This is a genomic window from uncultured Aliivibrio sp., from assembly GCF_946479765.1.
Taxonomy (GTDB): Bacteria; Pseudomonadota; Gammaproteobacteria; order Enterobacterales; family Vibrionaceae; genus Aliivibrio.
Genome location: NZ_CAMLHO010000033.1, coordinates 24,763 through 43,335, shown reverse-complemented (window position 1 = coordinate 43,335; position 18,573 = coordinate 24,763). Strand labels below are relative to the sequence as shown.

General features: G+C 37.8%; 14 protein-coding genes. 9 read left to right on the top strand and 5 right to left on the bottom strand.

Going from position 1 to position 18,573, the window contains the following annotated elements; all coding sequences use genetic code 11:
- Positions 1-65 precede the first annotated feature (65 nt).
- Positions 66-1,658: a hypothetical protein gene (locus tag Q1K78_RS12710; protein ID WP_300179295.1), complete on the bottom strand. Its 1,593-nt coding sequence runs from the start codon at positions 1,656-1,658 to the stop codon at positions 66-68.
- A gap of 165 nt (positions 1,659-1,823) precedes the next feature.
- Positions 1,824-4,856 carry an FAD-binding and (Fe-S)-binding domain-containing protein gene (locus Q1K78_RS12705; RefSeq protein WP_300179292.1) on the bottom strand — a complete coding sequence of 1,011 codons (3,033 nt, stop codon included), beginning with the start codon at positions 4,854-4,856 and terminating at the stop codon, positions 1,824-1,826.
- 284 nt (positions 4,857-5,140) lie between these two features.
- Between Q1K78_RS12705 and Q1K78_RS12700 the strand changes: the two genes are divergently transcribed.
- Together Q1K78_RS12700 and Q1K78_RS12695 are read left to right on the top strand one after the other, a co-directional pair.
- Entirely contained in the window at positions 5,141-5,842 is a 702-nt protein-coding gene (locus tag Q1K78_RS12700) for a DUF3334 family protein (protein WP_300179289.1), read from the top strand.
- A gap of 204 nt (positions 5,843-6,046) precedes the next feature.
- Entirely contained in the window at positions 6,047-6,736 is a 690-nt protein-coding gene (locus tag Q1K78_RS12695; RefSeq protein ID WP_300179287.1) for a DUF2786 domain-containing protein, read from the top strand.
- 23 nt (positions 6,737-6,759) lie between these two features.
- Here the strand turns inward: Q1K78_RS12695 and Q1K78_RS12690 are convergent, their stop codons facing one another.
- Together Q1K78_RS12690 and Q1K78_RS12685 are read right to left on the bottom strand one after the other, a co-directional pair.
- Positions 6,760-7,449 (bottom strand): UTRA domain-containing protein, encoded by a 690-nt coding sequence (locus tag Q1K78_RS12690; protein ID WP_300179284.1) that lies wholly within the window; start codon positions 7,447-7,449, stop codon positions 6,760-6,762.
- A 9-nt stretch (positions 7,450-7,458) separates the two neighbouring features.
- Positions 7,459-8,400, bottom strand: coding sequence for an NAD(P)-dependent oxidoreductase (locus Q1K78_RS12685; RefSeq protein ID WP_366899972.1), 942 nt, complete (start codon positions 8,398-8,400; stop codon positions 7,459-7,461).
- 389 nt (positions 8,401-8,789) lie between these two features.
- On the opposite strand from Q1K78_RS12685, the gene Q1K78_RS12680 reads away from it, so the two are divergent.
- The 5 genes from Q1K78_RS12680 (at position 8,790) to Q1K78_RS12660 (ending at position 13,861) form a co-directional block, all read left to right on the top strand.
- Positions 8,790-9,818 (top strand): amino acid ABC transporter substrate-binding protein, encoded by a 1,029-nt coding sequence (locus tag Q1K78_RS12680; protein ID WP_300179278.1) that lies wholly within the window; start codon positions 8,790-8,792, stop codon positions 9,816-9,818.
- 100 nt (positions 9,819-9,918) lie between these two features.
- Positions 9,919-11,085 (top strand): amino acid ABC transporter permease, encoded by a 1,167-nt coding sequence (locus Q1K78_RS12675; protein WP_300179275.1) that lies wholly within the window; start codon positions 9,919-9,921, stop codon positions 11,083-11,085.
- A gap of 2 nt (positions 11,086-11,087) precedes the next feature.
- Entirely contained in the window at positions 11,088-12,185 is a 1,098-nt protein-coding gene (locus Q1K78_RS12670; protein WP_300179272.1) for an amino acid ABC transporter permease, read from the top strand.
- Between the two features lie 24 nt (positions 12,186-12,209).
- On the top strand, positions 12,210-12,959 hold the full coding sequence (locus Q1K78_RS12665) for an amino acid ABC transporter ATP-binding protein (RefSeq protein WP_300179269.1): 750 nt from the start codon (positions 12,210-12,212) through the stop codon (positions 12,957-12,959).
- A 239-nt stretch (positions 12,960-13,198) separates the two neighbouring features.
- Positions 13,199-13,861, top strand: a complete 663-nt coding sequence (locus Q1K78_RS12660; RefSeq protein ID WP_300179266.1) for a Bax inhibitor-1 family protein — start codon at positions 13,199-13,201, stop codon at positions 13,859-13,861.
- Positions 13,862-13,944: 83 nt separating this feature from the next.
- Here the strand turns inward: Q1K78_RS12660 and Q1K78_RS12655 are convergent, their stop codons facing one another.
- Entirely contained in the window at positions 13,945-14,970 is a 1,026-nt protein-coding gene (locus Q1K78_RS12655; RefSeq protein WP_300179263.1) for a tetratricopeptide repeat protein, read from the bottom strand.
- Positions 14,971-15,210: 240 nt separating this feature from the next.
- On the opposite strand from Q1K78_RS12655, the gene Q1K78_RS12650 reads away from it, so the two are divergent.
- Both Q1K78_RS12650 and Q1K78_RS12645 read left to right on the top strand, forming a co-directional pair.
- On the top strand, positions 15,211-17,583 hold the full coding sequence (locus tag Q1K78_RS12650; RefSeq protein WP_300179260.1) for an ATP-binding protein: 2,373 nt from the start codon (positions 15,211-15,213) through the stop codon (positions 17,581-17,583).
- A 1-nt stretch (position 17,584) separates the two neighbouring features.
- Positions 17,585-18,460 carry a mechanosensitive ion channel domain-containing protein gene (locus Q1K78_RS12645; RefSeq protein WP_300179257.1) on the top strand — a complete coding sequence of 292 codons (876 nt, stop codon included), beginning with the start codon at positions 17,585-17,587 and terminating at the stop codon, positions 18,458-18,460.
- Positions 18,461-18,573 lie beyond the last annotated feature (113 nt).

Here is an 18,573-nt window from a genome sequence, read left to right as displayed (position 1 = left end):
ATCCCAGCGACAGCAAGCTGATCACTGGGTTTTCTCGCCTAACATGCTATAAAAATAAGATAAATTTATGAACTACCTAACAAAACATCAATTAATATTTTCTTATTCTGCTCAACAGATGACATCACATTTTCATAACCAGCCGTGTTGTTGGTTCTCTCCATTCTATGGATGACAGCTAAACATTGCTTAATATTGTCTGGATTTTTCATCAAATTTTTACCCTTCAACGTTAATGTAAGAAGCATATAATTTAAATCTGATGAATAAGGATAAGTTTGACCAATTTTGATCAACTGTGAGCTATTACTATCCGACGAATTTTGCGCTCTCAACCACTGGTACACTTTATTTAATTTTTGAAAATGAGCCATTGATTGTTGTAATAATAGTGGTGCGCTTTTTTTCAAACCCGCTTGATCAAATGCTTTATACAGAGTAACGCACAACTTCACTTCACCTGCCATTGCCAAAACGCCAAAAGCAGCAGCACGAAATTCATCCGACGCTACTTTTCTTTCAGACAGAAATCGATAATAACAAGTTGATGCTATTGCTTTCGATTTATAACGTTTGCCTTGCTTAAATAATTGACGAGCGATAAAAATATTAATATAACCTTGCAGCTCATCACGCTTATCCATTGATATACGTTTCTTTAGCGTCATAATTAACTGGCCAAAGTATCGTCTATACTTGTCTTTATTAAACGTCATGTTTGAATTATAAACAATCTCTGCAATATCCATGATCATTTTATTTAATGTCGAAGGATTAATACCAATATGATAGAAACGTTTCATTACCATGTTATGTAATAACGTTGATTCATTATTCTCAATGATAAACGTCAGATAAGAATGAAACGCTTTATCATTTTTAGGATTATTATCGAACGCCTTTGCTAAAAAAGTATGCACTTTACTTATCTGTTTTGCTTCTGCGTAAATATCAGCTAGCATTAAATTTGCTTGAAATAAGTACTTTTTAGAGCGTAACAATAGATCCAAAACGGGTATAGCTTTCGGCTTCTCAATAATCTGACAATATGCCATTAAATTTTGAGGCATAATTTCACTTTTATCGTGTCGTTGATATACTTTCTTAAATGTTACAAAGTCTTTTGCCTTATATAACTCTTCTAATGTCATATTAAGCAACATACGGTTTTTATAAGTACCTGGGTATGTTTGAGCACGTTTAATGAAAGCTGATTGAGAGTTTTTTACTTCACCAACCAATTTTTCAATTAATAACGTTAGGCTAAAAGACTTCTTAATGAGTTCATCAATGTAACCAAAGTTGATTGGACTATTCACAATGAAATCAGGAAATAGCTCTCTTGCATTGATGTCATCCACTTGAGAGTCATCATTATCAATATCAACAATAAAGATTGGACGCTTACCAAACTTTGCTTTTGCGCGAGCATGATTGACCATCTCACTAATCACTTCATGATCTGCATAGTGATATTCAATAAAGTAGTAGTCATAAACAGGTAGATCTGACGCTTTCATGCTGACATTAAAAGAATCAGCACTTTTAAAGCCTGCTTTTTGAAAAAACTGGCGGATCTGAGTACTACGCTCTCTTTTTTCAGTAAAAACCAACACATTCATTTGTGGAATGCGTCTAATTAATTCAGAACTACTCATCTATATTATAACTCTATTAAAAACGGCAAGGATAATATACCAACCCGCAAATCTCGACGTGACCGCAATTCTCACACAATGTCAACACCAATGCAAAGAATATACGCGTTGCGTCCCAAAAAAAACCGCGTTACTCTATCATAAAGTAACGCAGAATTAAGCTATTTAAATATTCGTCAGTATTGCTTGCAATGGATGCTTTAAATGCTCACCTTCAAATCGTTTAACCTGACTTCGACATGAATAACCAGTTATTAAGCATCGTTCTTTATCTAATTGCTTTAAATTACCTTTCCAGCTTAAATCGTAGATCGCTTTTGAGGTTTCTAATTTATCGGCTTCATGACCATACGTACCCGCCATCCCGCAGCATCCAACAGGTACCGTATTAAGTGCCAATCCAAAATACTGAAAGATTTCACCCCATTCTTTTTCTGCATTCGGCATCTTAGTTTTTTCTGTGCAATGAGCAAAGAGGTGCCAAGGTCTAGTATCAAATACCGTTGCTTTCGTAAAAGACGAAAGTTTAGGGTATAGCCATTCGTGCACCGTCAAGACAGTAAAATCACCGCGTTTGTCTGCAAGTATTTCATTATATTCATCTCGATAACACAGTACCAAAGCAGGATCCACCCCCACCATAGGAATATTCAGATCCGAAATTTGGTTCAAAAATTCACTACTACTTTTTGCTGTTGAGGTAAATTGTTTTAAAAAACCTTTAACGTGCTGCGCTTTACCATTTGGTTTAAATGGCAATAACATTGGCTTTAGACCCAAACGCTTAATTAACTCTGCAAAATCACTAACTACACTCGCGTCATAATAACTGGTGAAAGGGTCTTGAACAATCAACACTACCTTATTTCGTTCACTTTCAGAAAAACATTTCAGCCGCTCTAGATTAAACGTGGAAATATCTTTCTCTTTACATCGTTCTTTTAAGGTTGGAACAGACAATAATGGCATGTCTACATAGCCCAACGCTTTTTCTGTTAACGTTTGAGTGAGTGACTGTTTTAACACTCCATTGACCAATTTAGGCATAATCGCCATTACAGGAAGCATACTTTCAATGTTTGCAACCAAGTAATCTTTCACCGGACGCTGATAGCGACTGTGATAAATATTCAAGAAACGCGAACGAAAGCTTGGTACATCCACTTTTATTGGGCACTGGCTAGCACACGCTTTACATGCCAAGCATCCCATCATCGCTTCATGTACTTCATGGGAATAATCGTATTCTTTTTCTTTATTAATACGATTACGAATACGATCAATGATTTGTTTAATCGTTGGCCGTTTAGTCAATAGCTCTTGCTCTAGAGCAATAGGATCAATGCCTTGTTCTGATAATTGACGTAACCATTCTCGAACAAGACCTGCTCGTCCTTTTGGTGAATGACGGCGATCTGCGGTAACCTTCATTGATGGACACATTGGAGAGCTCGTTTCATAATTAAAACAAAGCCCATTACCATTACATTCCATCGCTTGATTAAAGCTATCTCTCACTTCCACTGGAATTTGGCGATCATAATAGCCACGCTTTGTATCACTGACTTTTACTAGCTCATCACTACTTTCTAATGGCGTACAGATCTTTCCTGGGTTCATTTTATTGTGTGGATCAAATGCCCCTTTCACACGTCGTAACTCGACAAATAAATCTTCACCAAAGAATTCAGGACCATATTCAGATCTAAACCCCTTACCATGTTCTCCCCACATCAAGCCGCCATATTTTGAGACTAAAGCCACCACTTGATCAGAAATAGTATGCATTAAGGCTTCTTGTTGTGGGTCACACATATCTAACGCAGGACGCACGTGTAAAACACCGGCATCAACATGACCAAACATGCCATAATTAAGTTGGTGAGAATCCAACAGCTGTCTAAACTCTTGAATGAAATCGGCTAAATTCTCAGGAGGAACACACGTATCTTCAGCAAAAGCGACAGGCTTTGCCGCTCCTTTGGTCGCGCCTAATAATCCCACTGCTTTTTTACGCATGGTATAAATTCGACCAATACTTGCCACATCTTGGATAATTTGGTACCCAATAATACCCGCTTGTTTTGCCTGCATTAAAGAATCTAGTTTGGTAATTAAACCTGAAACTTGTTGCTCAACTAGATCAAGATCGGTTCCGGAAAACTCCACCATATTCAATCCAAGCATCTCTTTATCTGGCACATCAGTAATTAAATCACTCACGCTATGCCAAACAATGTCTTGCTTTGCAAAGTTTAATACTCTTGAATCAATCGTTTCTACAGAGAGCGCACTCGCTTCAACCATAAATGGGGCGTTTCTTAATGCAGCATCAAACGTATCGTATTTTACGTTAATCAGAGTTCTGGCTTTTGGGATCCGTGTAATATTAACTTTTGCTTCGGTCAGAAAGGCCAGTGACCCTTCAGATCCACATAAAACTCGCGTGATATCAAACTGATCGGTTTCTGTATTTAATGCATTTTTTAAATCATAACCCGTTAAAAAGCGGTTTAATGGAGGAAATTTATCTTCAATTTTCTGACGATTATCACGGCATACCGAAGCGATGATATCTAATACGGCACGTACCGATTCTTGTTGGTCATTATAAGAAAGGCCGGTATCTAAACGTGAACCATTGGCAAGTACAGCAGTCACCGCTAAGACATGATCAGAGGTTTTGCCATACTTTAGCGAACCTTGACCAGATGCATCCGTATTAATCATACCACCAATGGTCGCGCGATTACTGGTGGATAAATCAGGAGAAAAGAAAAAACCATGTGGTCGTAACGCATCGTTCAATTGATCTTTAATCAATCCAGTTTGAACCCTTGCCCATCCTTGTTCAATATTGATCTCTAACACTTGGTTCATGTAACGAGATAAATCAACCACGATACCTTTAGTTAAAGATTGTCCATTAGTTCCTGTACCACCACCACGAGGAGAAAAAGTGACCGCTTTAAACTTATCCTCACTCGCAAGTCGAGCTAAACACTCAACATCGTTCGTATTTTTTGGTAAGAGTACCGCTTGGGGTAATTGCTGATAAACACTATTATCTGTAGCTACTGCTAAACGACTTGAATAGGTCGTTTCGATATCACCACTAAAATTGCTTTCTTTTAATTTATCTAGATAATCTACTACCATTGGATCAATAGTAGATTGGTATGGTAATACTGGTAACATTGCTCCCTGCTCCTTCAATCGCTGATCCTCAGCGTCATTAATGTGTCTTTCTATACACACTTTACAACATCTCGCGTGGATAAAACATCTTACCTATGCTACATCCGATAAATAATCGCAATGTTACTGCCCAATGACTTACTTACGTACTTTTAAAGCGTTAAAGAACTTTACTGAGTACAATATAAAACAGATAGTAAGATAATATTTCGCCTTAAGTTTTATGGCATATATTTTGCTAAGACTTATTTATACAACCGCGACACCTTATCTTAGAGAAAGTTATGAAACCAGCAATTAGAAAGAACAAGACAAAAATCATTACCACTGACGATATTCTATTAATACTATGCCGTTCAATGTCTGGTGTATTAACTAAAGCAACACAAAGTTCAGTTAACTATTCTGCTATGGTGCAAAAAATATCGAAAACGAGCCTAAAACCTGATTTTGGTTGCTTTGTTCTGTTTGATGGTGGTTTTTCTGGTTTAGTTGTTACTAATTTTACTAAAGATGCCGCCTTAGAGCTCTACACTAAATACATGAACAATATGGGCATGCCGGAAGAAGAGTTAGCCATCTTGCATACTTCTGATGAAGTGGGTGATGTATTAGGTGAATTAATGAATCAAATAGTTGGTGATTTCACCGGGCAAATCCGTAAAACATTACAAACTACGATTTCCCAGAATCAACCAAAAATGCTCGCTTTAAACAAGCAAGTCATACTTTCTGTTGATACGAATCTAGATCGCCCACAAGCTCGTCGCGTTACTTTTACAACAGAAAAAAATAATATTTTCTATCTTGAACTTGCAATGGATAAAACAGAATTTATTCAACTTGAAGAATTTGAACAAGAAGAAGAGTTCGATGCTGATGACCTATTCGAGCAACATAAATCAGGAAATTCTCAACAATCAGCATCAAAAGAATCATCATATCAAGATTTTGATGACTCGTTATTCGATGAATTAGGTATTTAATACCACTAATCACTGCCATTAATATAATAGTGCTGCTCTGTAATATTTAATATCCAGAGCAGCACCTCTCTTTTATTCCTCGCTATTTTAGGCTTATTAACCTAATCCTCCTCAACGATCCAATCCATGCACTCGCTTTAATTTCCTTTCAAATCAAGACATAGACAGGTAAAATAGTTGCCCCGTAAAAAGTAAGGTAAAGCTATGTCATCTGGAAAGCAAAAGGCTCTAAAAAAGATCGCTAAATGTCTTGAACTTGGTAATTCCGCGAATGTGAATGAAGCCGCTCAAGCCATTAGAATGGCGCATCGCCTTATGCTTAAGTATGGTCTTGAAAAAGATGATATTGAGTTTATCAAGATGGGCAAAACACAAAGCTCCCATCTCCTTCCTGCAAACGTGGGTAGTAATATTCTAAAGATAATTCGTGGTATTAATACGCGCTTTGGCGTTGAAGCTGTATTATTAAATCACAAAGGATTAAAAAAAGTTGAGTTTATCGGCTCTGCAGATCGCGCTATTTTTGCCGCCTTTGCTTTTGATATCGTTTATCGTGAGATGAACGAGCAAACGGGACAATTTAAAAACAGTTTTGCGGGATCTGGGACTGGACAGCTTGAAGTAACTAAACGGGTTAACTCTTTCTTAGCGGGTTGGATCGAAGGTGCCCTTGAAAAGCTTCCGGTGATTGCCCCTGACGATGAATCTGCGAATAAGATTAATGATTATATTGATAAAGAATTTAAAAATATTGACCGAGAAACTTTTAAGCAACAATTAAGAGAAGCAATGGCTAATATAACTACTGATTATGAAAAGGGATTGAAGAAAGGCCGTACTCTTTCTGTAAACCGACCAGTAGCTGGTGCTCAAGCACCGAAGCGCTTAAGCTAACAACTCAATGCTTTCGAAATCCTTTATTTAATTTCAATTTCGATCGCATCGTGGCAACAGCGGATCACCTGCAATAAATAACCTTCCTTACTATTATTTATTGCAGATTGAGTAATGTCCAATAGCATACTTCCTGAACTAAGATTCAATATCCCCGATTCATACTCTGTAGCTGGTATCACTCCTATTTTCACATCTAAACTCTGAAAATCTGAAAAATACTGCTCTTTTAAAATAGAAACAATATCAATGTCTCCATCCATTTTCACCAACGATGGAAATAAAGTGTCAGGTAGATATTGATATTGAACAGCGACTTTTCTTCCTTCCATCATAAGTAAACGACTAAACATCAACACATATGAAAAAGGAGGTAAGCGTAAAGCCTCTGCGACCATTTTTGGTGCGAGTATACGTTTAGAATCAAGATGTTTCGTAGTATAACTACACTGATTTAGTTTACATGCATGCGAAATATCAAGTTCCTTAGCTGGATTAAATATCAGAGCTTCTCTTGATACAAACCACCCACGCCTCTCTTCCTTATAAACTTTTCCTGACAGTGCTAAGTAATTTAACGCCTCTTGTAAGGTAATACGTGTTGTTGAAAAAGCACCTGCTAGTACCCGCTCTGAAGGTAACTTTTGCCCTGGCTCTAACATGCCACTTTCAATCTGCTCTGCAATCGCATCTTTTATGGTCAAGTATTGCATCAAGCTTCCTTACAATGTTTGTACATATATATCATTAGAAAGATAAGCTTGTAATTGAGCATTCGATATTAGATGGCCTTTTCTAATTAAGATTGTCACCCTTACCTGCTCTTTATCAGCTTGCTGTAAATAATCAGCAATTTCTTGCTCTGATTTAACTGAAATGCGTTCAGCATCACGACGGCATAACTCTACAAACTCTGGAGGACAAGCATCAAAATAAATCACCCATTCAGCTTGCTGCATCAGGCGTAATGATTTTAATGTAAGCATCTCTGTTTCTTGATGATATTCGATCCAGTTACGCTCAGATCTCACCGCAATATCATTTGATAGATAACGTGTGAATACGTGCTCTAGTTCATTCCGTGTCGTTAAGGCTTCTATTTCTGGTGAACGTAAAAACAATTCCCAAAATTTTCTACGCTCATCTACCGTCGCAAAGTGTTGTTTTACTACGTTTCTCTTATCTGCACCAAAATCAGCCAACATTGCTATTTTTGTCGATAATTGTGTTTCTAATTGCTCACGAATAATACGAATAAGCACAGGTGAAGAACCACCGCTTGAAATCGCGACTTGAACACGTCCACGGTTAACCATTGATGGCGTGATGAAATCACAATGAGCGGTATCATCAACCACATTTACCAATATCCCGGCATCATGAGCATCTTTATATACTTGATGATTTAACTCTGAATTATCAGTTGTAGCCCACACTTGCACGTACTTACTGTCTAACAACTTACGATGATAAAATCCTTTATGGTAAGTGATTTTACCTTGCTCTGCATACTTCGCTAAATACGATTTTATTGAAGGTGCTATAACAGTGATATCTGCATCCGCTTGCAATAGCATGTCTATTTTACGACAGGCTACTTCCCCACCACCAACCACTAACACTGGGCGTTTTTGTATATCCATAAAAATGGGAAAATATCTCATTACATCCTCACTGAGCCTTTCATTTAATATCAACAATATACCTTGCTTCGCTTCATTAAGGTAGAGCTTGTAGAGCCCAAAGATAAAATGCGACTTAACATATTCAGAAAATACATGAATTAACAATTAATTAACAAAAAGAAACGTCAGACCAGATCATTAGGACTGGTTTTAAAAAACAAAGCAGTTTTTATCACTAAAAATATGGGATAAGGCAGATCTATTTACCTATATTTAACTTGTTGTTCAATTTCACAAATCATTAACTATTGTATATCGTTTAAATACAGCTGCTTACAAAAGTAGCAATTAAGTGCCACCTGATGGCTAACGCAACACGCTAGATTGTGATACGTCAGTTCAATAATGGATTATAAGGAAGAACACAGATGAAATTTAAAACAAACACTCTTTACGCTGCTCTTACCGCCTCAGCATTGCTTATGTCGACACAAGCTACCGCTGCGGGAGGTACACTAGATAAGGTAATGAAGAATGGATATGTTCAATGTGGGGTGAGTACTGGCCTTCCTGGATTTTCAAATCCTAACTCAAAAGGAGAATGGGAAGGGATTGATGTTGAATACTGTCAAGCCGTTGCTGCTGCTGTGTTAGGTGACAAATCTAAAGTTAAATATGTTCCACTTACAGCTAAAGAACGTTTTACCGCGCTTCAGTCTGGTGAAATTGATGTGCTATCACGTAATACAACGTGGACACTGCACCGTGATACCTCTCTTGGCCTAAACTTTGTTGGTGTTAACTACTACGATGGTCAAGGTTTCATGGTAAAAAAAGAACTTGGCCTAACCAGTGCTAAAGAGCTTGATGGTGCCTCTGTGTGTGTTCAATCAGGAACAACAACCGAACTTAACCTTGCCGATTACTTCCGTAACAACGGCATGGAATATAAGCCCGTCGTATTTGATACAGCCGCACAAACTTCAAAAGGATTCGATGCGGGTCGATGTGACGTTCTTACTACTGACCAATCAGGTCTTTATGCCCTTCGTTTAAATCTTAAAGATCCTAAAACAGCACAAGTTCTTCCTGAAATTATTTCAAAAGAACCACTAGGCCCTGTTGTACGTCAAGGTGATGACCAGTGGTTTAACATCAACAAATGGGTATTAAATGCCATGATTAATGCTGAAGAATACGGTATTAACTCACAAAATGCAGATCAAATGTTGAAATCTAAAGATCCAAATATCAAACGTATTCTTGGTGTTGATGGACCAAAAGGAAAGGGCTTAGGTATTCGTGACGATTGGGGTTACCAAGTAGTGAAACAAGTCGGTAACTACGGTGAAAGTTTTGAACGTACCGTAGGTAAAGGGTCACCACTTCAGATTTCTCGTGGTGTGAATGCACTTTGGAACGCTGGCGGCTTTATGTACGCAGCCCCTATTCGTTAATTCTAATGGTCAATAGAACCCAATAATAAATAGAAACTAATACAATTTTATGGGGTGAGTTTTCACCCCTTTTTATAAATGGATTTAAGGTTGTAGTTGTATGTCATCTAAAAATAAAAACCTCTTTTATAATCCAACATTTCGTGCAATTTTATTTCAAGTGATTGCTGTTGCTGCACTTGTCTTTTTCTTTTATTCCATAGTTAACAATGCATTATCCAATTTAGAATCTCGCGGTATCGCGACAGGTCTTGCTTTTTTAGATCAAGAAGCTGGCTTTGGTATCGGTTTGTCTTTAGTGGAATATGATGAAACACATACTTATGGACGCACGTTCGTTGTTGGTCTTTTAAACACCGCATTAGTCTCTGTCCTAGGGATTTTATTTGCTACTCTACTTGGGTTTACTGTCGGCATTGCTCGCTTATCCAGTAACTGGTTAGTTAGTCGATGTGCGACGGTATACATTGAAACCTTCCGAAATATCCCCCTTTTATTGCAAATTTTCTTTTGGTATTTCGCGGTTTTACAAGCCCTTCCCTCTCCTCGTCAGAGCCTTAGTTTAGGAGACAGTATTTTCTTAAATGTACGAGGTTTGTTCTTCCCTGGTCCTATTTTTGAACAAGGCTCCAATCTTATTGGTATGGCCGTTGTTCTTGCTATCGTCTTCATTATTTTTCTATCGCGTTGGGCACATAATAAACAAGCATTAACAGGTCAACAAACACCCGTATTACGTTATTCAGCCTTGCTACTCGTTGGTTTGCCAGCCTTAGCGTATTTCATTTCCGGCATGCCGGTATCGATTGAATATCCTGAACTAAAAGGATTTAACTTTCGAGGTGGGATAAGCATTATCCCTGAACTAGCTGCATTAGTTGTGGCATTAAGTGTTTACACCGCGTCATTCATTGCTGAAATTGTTCGTTCCGGTATTAATGCGGTTAGCCACGGTCAAACTGAAGCTGCAATGGCATTAGGTTTACCAAGAAATAAAACCTTGAAGCTTGTCGTTATTCCACAAGCAATGCGTATCATCATTCCACCTCTAACAAGCCAATATTTAAACTTAACTAAAAACTCGTCACTAGCGATGGCCATTGGTTATCCTGATCTTGTCTCTGTATTTGCAGGAACAACCCTTAACCAAACAGGACAAGCCATCGAAATCATTACCATGACAATGGCGGTTTACTTAACGTTGAGTTTATTAACGTCATTCTTAATGAATATCTATAACAACAAAGTCGCATTGGTTGAGAGGTAACTATGAGCATACATCAATTTCAGCCCGATCTTCCGCCTCCAGCAAACACAGTAGGTGCGGTGACTTGGCTTAAAAAACATTTATTTAATGGCGTAACTAATTCGATTCTTACGCTGATCATTGCTTATTTAGCTTTTAGTGGATTGTGGAATGCCATTAACTGGGCGCTAATCAATGCCGATTGGATAGGAACAACACGAGATGCCTGCACAAGTGAGCGAGCTTGTTGGGTCATGATTAATGTACGTTGGGATCAATTCATGTATGGATTCTACCCAACCGAAGAACTGTGGCGTCCTCAGCTATTTTATGGACTATTAGCAATCTTTGTTGCTTTACTCGCTTATGAGAATACCCCTAAAAAAGTGGCTATTTGGTTAGTATTTGTAAACATATTCCCATTTTTTGTTGCCTTTTTATTGTATGGCGGCGTATTCGGGCTACCTGTTGTTGATACTCACCTTTGGGGCGGGTTATTAATTACATTGGTTATTGCCATTGTAGGTATTGTTGTCTCATTACCGATTGGTGTCGCGCTTGCACTAGGCCGTCGCTCTGAAATGCCAATCATTCGTAGCATGTGTACCATCTACATTGAAATTTGGCGTGGTGTTCCTCTTATCACGGTTCTTTTCATGGCTTCGGTCATGCTGCCACTGTTTTTATCTGAAGGAATGGAGCTGGATAAACTCTTTAGGGCATTGATCGGTGTGGTGTTATTTAGTGCGGCATATATGGCAGAAGTCGTTCGAGGTGGCTTACAAGCGATACCAAAAGGCCAATACGAAGCTGCTGATGCTCTAGGATTAGGTTATTGGAAGAAAATGCGTTTAATCATTCTTCCTCAAGCATTAAAAATTACCATTCCATCAATCGTTAATACCTTTATTGGTTTATTTAAAGACACCAGTCTTGTCCTTATTATCGGTATGTTTGATGTATTAGGTGTTGGTCAAGCGGCTAATACTGACCCTGAATGGTTAGGGTTCTCAACGGAAAGTTATGTCTTTGTCGCTTTGGTTTTCTGGGTGTTCTGTTTCTCGATGTCGAGATACTCCATCTATTTAGAAAACAAACTTCATACAGGCCACAAGCGATAATTAACAGAATTCAAGGATGTAGTTATGACGACTCAACAAGATTATATGATCCAATTAGAAGACATGAACAAATGGTATGGTCAATTTCATGTGCTTAAAAATATTAACTTACAAGTTAAAAAAGGCGAAAAAATCGTTATCTGTGGGCCATCCGGTTCAGGTAAATCCACCATGATCCGCTGTATTAACCGCTTAGAAGAACACCAAAAAGGCCACATCTTTGTCTCTGGTACAGAATTGACTGAAGATTTAAAAAACATAGAAGCGGTACGTAGAGAAGTCGGTATGTGTTTCCAACACTTTAACCTATTCCCTCACCTAACTGTTTTAGAAAATTGTACGCTTGCGCCTATTTGGGTAAAGAAAATGCCAAAATCAGAAGCTGATGCATTAGCGATGAAGTTCCTTGAGCGTGTAAAAATCCCAGATCAAGCCGATAAATACCCAGGACAACTTTCAGGTGGACAACAACAACGTGTAGCGATTGCTCGTTCTCTTTGTATGAACCCACAAGTAATGCTGTTTGATGAACCGACCTCTGCACTTGACCCTGAAATGGTGCGAGAAGTGCTCGATGTGATGGTTGAACTGGCCGATGAAGGCATGACCATGCTTTGTGTAACTCATGAAATGGGATTTGCCAAAGAGGTAGCTGACCGAGTTATCTTTATGGATGCCGGTGAAATCATAGAAGAAAATAACCCTGTAGACTTCTTTGAAAATCCACAATCTGATCGTACTCAATTGTTTTTAAGCCAGATCCTGCATCATTAATCGAAACAATATGAGTCAACGGCCATTACCATTATAATAAATCACACAAACAGCGATCTTAGGGTCGCTGTTTATTGTTACAGATCCTTACAAACTTCATCAGCTAAGTTAATATACTGATGTAAAATGGTTTCCAGCTCAATTTATTCAGTTCAAAAAATAGAACTTACTTGATTTTTTGAACTATAGGTACCATAACTGTCTATATATTTATGTCTGTCCATTCCAAGGGGAATACGATGAATAATCAAATGTTCGGCCAAACTCATACGCAAGAGTCGGCTCTACAAACAAATAAAGTATTACGTAATACTTATTTTTTACTGTCTATGACACTACTATGGTCAGCACTAGTTGCTGGCGTATCAATGGCACTGAACTTACCTCGTCCGGGTATTATCATTATGCTTGTTGGTTTCTACGGCCTACTGTATCTAACAGAAAAAAACCGTAACAACAGCATGGGTCTGCTATTTACTTTCTTATTTACAGGCTTCTTAGGTTACACCATTGGTCCAATCCTAAACATGTACATTGGTGCAGGTATGGGGGATGTGATCTTAACCGCTCTTGGTGGTACTGCACTTTCTTTCATGGCAGCATCTGCTTATGCATTAACAACTAAGCGTGATTTATCATTCCTTAATGGCGTGTTAATGGCTGGTTTTGTTGTTCTATTGATCGGTATGGTAGCGAACATTTTCCTACAAATGCCTTTATTGCACCTTGCTATGAGCGGTATGTTTATCCTGTTCTCAACAGGTGCGATTCTATTAACTACACAATCAATTATTCGTGGTGGTGAAACAAGCTATATTTCAGCAACGATTACGCTGTATGTTTCTATCTACAACATCTTCATCAGCCTACTAAGTATTCTTGGTATCATGCGTGATGATTAATCGATAACTTGATTCGATGTTATAAAAAAATGCCAGTCCTCACAGACTGGCATTTTTGTATCTATTGATTTTCACACTGCAATCTAATTTGTATACATTGCACATTCATCATTAATATCTTCTGGCGGAAGATAGTTCTCCCTTACATAAAATTTATTAAGTAAACGGATAACCGAATGTTTTTTAACTGGTTTTTCATCCATTAACACATGAAGTTTACGAGCTACATTTTGAATTGTTAATAGGTTTTCTAGCGGCAAAATACTTTCTAAATCATTCTTTAAACTGTGCGCTTCTTCATAATCATTAGCGACGGCAAGGTAAGCCCAAATATAAGCGACTGCATTATGGGATGATGATATTTTTTGATTATATTGTGCCGAACGTAACTGATACTCAGGGCTTTTAAGCTCACCTCCACGTTCTGACCAATAAATCGCTTTATAAATGTTTTTCTGCGTTCCAATACCATGATAATAACAAGAACTAACGGTGACCATTGCTTTTGGATCACCTTGATATGCCGCTCTTAGCATCCAATAGAAGCCTTCAGGATGTCCATCTTGTAATTTTTGGTACCATTGAGCGAGAAACCATTGAGCTTTAAGGTAATCCTTTAATGCCAAAGTCGTAATGGTTTCTTTACCCAATTCTACATTTTTCTCACAACCAATACCTTCAAGGTATAATTTACCTAGTTTTAATGTTGAACTTTGCTTTCCTTTTGAATCCCCTAAACGTGCTGCCCAGTATTTAGATTTTTCATGGGCGTCAGAATCATCATAATTATTATCATACAATCGCACTAAGGCATAAAATGCTTGTTGGCTATTCTGTTCAGCTGCTTTCAGGTACCATTTAATCGCACTATTTTGATCAATAAGCTCTAGATCTGCCCCTAATGCAAGTTGTGCTGTTATATTGCCACTACTTGCGCGCTCTATTTTATCTTTTCTATCTGTTGCATCATCGAAAATTGTTACTGATGAAGTAGGCAAAGTACGCTTTCTTCGTTCGGCTGCTACAATTCTTTTCTTTTCGACCGATTGAAAATACCCAATCATTACAACTAGGCAAATCACACTACTAAAAAATAGGAACCAATACATATCTATCTTATCGAAAAAGGGAGTCGGTATTTATTACTCTATTCTAATGATTTTTACGTCCAATTAGAATGAATACCTTTTACTAAAGTTACTTTATCTTCCTATTTTGTATGAAAAAACAAGCAACTAAACAGCACGGTGATTGGTAAGTGGGTTTTATTTTAAATTCCTACCTTTGTGACTGGTCTTTTAAAAAAAATTAACTAAAGTAATAGGTAAATTATTCATTCATTGGTCTATATGAAAAAAATTTCTCATTATTTTTTATTTGTATCACTTTTTATTTTTTCTCAACTTAGTTATGCAAGCTGGGGGCTTTCTGATGAGCAACCAACAGAGATCACACCTCAGGCACAAAAAATTGAAAATGACATACAAACTCTTCCCGAACAGCATTTTTTTTCAAATAACAATTACGCTCAAGTAAAACGTTTACTATCGACCGCAATCACTCAACAACAAAAGCAGGCTGAGGCTGTAAAAAAAGCACTCATTGATTATCGAAAAAACAGCGATCAGCCACATTGGCTAGCCGTAGAAAATAGTCATCAATCACTTAATTCATTAAACCTAAGTAAGCAACAACTGCTTAAATTAACCGATCAAACCACTAGAGAGCAACTGACGGGTTTTGGTCCCTATGGTGTAACACAATTTTATTCAGAACTCGCTATCACCCAATTAAACATTGAATATTATCTGCATTATCAGATACGTAGTTTCAAGAACTTAGTTCGTGATCTACAAATTTCACCCGTTCCAGTTATCAGTGTCATTTTTAAAGTACTTGGGGTCTTTTTCATATTTAGTTGGTGGGTCAGAAACAGCGAACGCTTGATTAATGATTTCAAAACATCAAAATTTGAAGGCACAACGAAACCTAACATTCTGACCCGCGGAATCTGGTATCTCACTAGAGCACACAAAGCGATTGCATGGCTATTTTTAATCACAGTAACGCTACGTATTATTTCGACGCTTCCAAGCTTACAACATTTAATATTTCTTGAAATATTCACATGGTGGCTCTTAGGAGGTTCAATTGCGGTAAGTTTTATTCTTGAATTCATTTATCGCAACAGTAAACACAATAAAAAAGAAATTATTGCACTGCGTCTAGCAACCATTCGACATTATGTTTGGGGAGCAATTGTTTCTGGCGTTATTTTACAGATATCATCAAGAACACTTGGACAAGGGACTATTTATGCTTGGATAAATTCATTGGTATACCTTTTCTTTATTCTTCTTACTGTTTATACATTAAGACAATGGAGATCTACTGTTTTTGAGCGAATTCATCATCTTGACCCGCTTCCTGTTTCTATACAATGGGCAGTTCGTAATCAAAATACATTGTTAATATCCATTGCAGCAACGGCTTGCGGGGCAGCTTGGTTATCTTGGCGTTCAATTCAGCACAGTGCAATTAGTGCTTTGTCTCAATACGCTGCATTTAGTCATGCCTTAGCCTATTTATTTAGAATAGAAGTAGCAAAACAAACCGAAGTTTCTCGCGAACACTCAAACTTAGTTCGCATTAAAGGATCAGCAGCTTTTGACTATATTTCTCCTGGTTCTGAAGATTCAACCTTACTTGAAGAGTACGCAAAAGACGAAATGTCAGCCCTATCTCGTTATCTTTTAACAGACAGTCCTGCCGTTTGTGTCTTATCAGGAGAACGTGGTGTAGGAACAACAACACTACTTAATCGGCTGCTTAATAAAGTAAAAAATGCACAACCACTCTACTTAAACTGTCCATACGATGGCTACTCTGCTTTATTACCAGAATTAGCAAAACAGCTAGGTATAGATGAAGAATCAAGTGAAAAAGATATTCTTCAACATTTACGAAATAGTGATATCTGTTACTTACTGGCTTTTGATAATGCACAACGTTTAGTGAAACCCAAAGTCAATGGATTGGTCGATCTCATGAAACTGACTAATTTACTCCGTCGTGCTCGTAAAAGTCATCGCGTCGTACTGGCTATTGAAAAATCAAGTTGGCGCTTTATTGATCGTGCTCGTGGGGAACGTTTATTATTCGATTTAGTTACTTTCATGCCGAAGTGGAATGAAAAACAAATTGGTAATTTACTTGAATCTCGTATTACCACTACACCTAAAACGGAAACCGAAGACGAATGTCCTTCTATTTCATTTGATGGCTTAGTTTTACCAAGACAATGGGATGAAGAGAACTTAACGGAAGAAGAGCGAGCTAAAAATGGATTCTATCGCATTTTATGGGACTATTCAGATGGCAACCCAACGGTCGCCCTACGCTTCTTTAGATTATCTTTGCATCGTGATAAAGATACGGACGCTGTTCTTGTGCGTTTATTTAAGGCTCCACATTCTGATGATCTTGAAACGATGCCAAAACCGATGCTTGCAGTACTTCGCTCGATTGTTCAGCTAGAAATCGCTTCACCTGCTGATGTGAGTGAATGCAGCCGTTTAAGTATGGCTGAAGTAATTAGTACGCTTCGTTATTTTCAAAGCCGTGGTTATATTGAATGGAATGATAATAAAGCTCGAATCTCTGATCATTGGTTCCGTCACATTACGAATGTTCTCCATCGTCAACACTTATTGGTGAAATAATATGCTTCGATTATTTGTCTTTTTTATTATGTTCAGCTTTGGCAACACCGTCTTTGCTGAAGAGCCTCAATCGCTTGATAATCTGCACCAATTCGCAAGTTTGATCCGATGGAGCGGTGTTGCATTCTCATTCATCATTGTTTTTATTGCTTGGTTATTACTTCGCTTTACTCAATCGATTGTTGATGGCATTAGTAGCCAATTTGCACAACGCCGAATGCTAATGCAAAAACTGCAGTCTTTTTTCCAATTCTTTATCTATATGTCTACGGGTATGACTGTATTTATGCTCAGTTTCCGCGTTGATGAAAGGGTTCTCGCATTAATTGGGGGGACTCTGGCAGTTTCGGTTGGTTTTGCATTAAAAGATCTTACCGCCTCGTTTATTGCAGGCCTAACAATAATGATAGACCGACCATTTCAAGTCGGCGACCGAGTCACTTTTGAAGGGCATTATGGTGACATCATTGCCATTGGTTTACGTTCTGTTCGTATGCAAACACTCAATGACGATATTATTACGATCCCAAACAATAAATTTTTAAATGAAGTGGCAATGAGTGGTAACTACGGTGCATTGGATATGCAAGTGGTTATCCCTTTCTATATTGGGATGGATCAAGATATTAATATTGCTCGTGATATTATTCAAGAAGCCGCTTCGTCAAGCCGTTATATCCATCTACCAAAACCGGTTGTGGTGCTCGTAAAACAAACCATCACAGACAACTATTTAGCAATCCAGCTAACCTGTAAAGCTTATGTTGTTGATATTAAAGTTGAGAAATTATTTGAAACCGATATTACTCTTCGTGTAATGCAAGAGTTTAGAAAATCAAATATTCTCCCTCCTTCCATTGCTATTCAAAATAAATAGACATATCGTGATGCTCTCTATTGGATAGAGCACCATTAACCTATAAATTTATCTCTCGCTGTCCTCTTACTTTATTGATAACATATCATTCTATATTAGCTAAACCCTTGGTT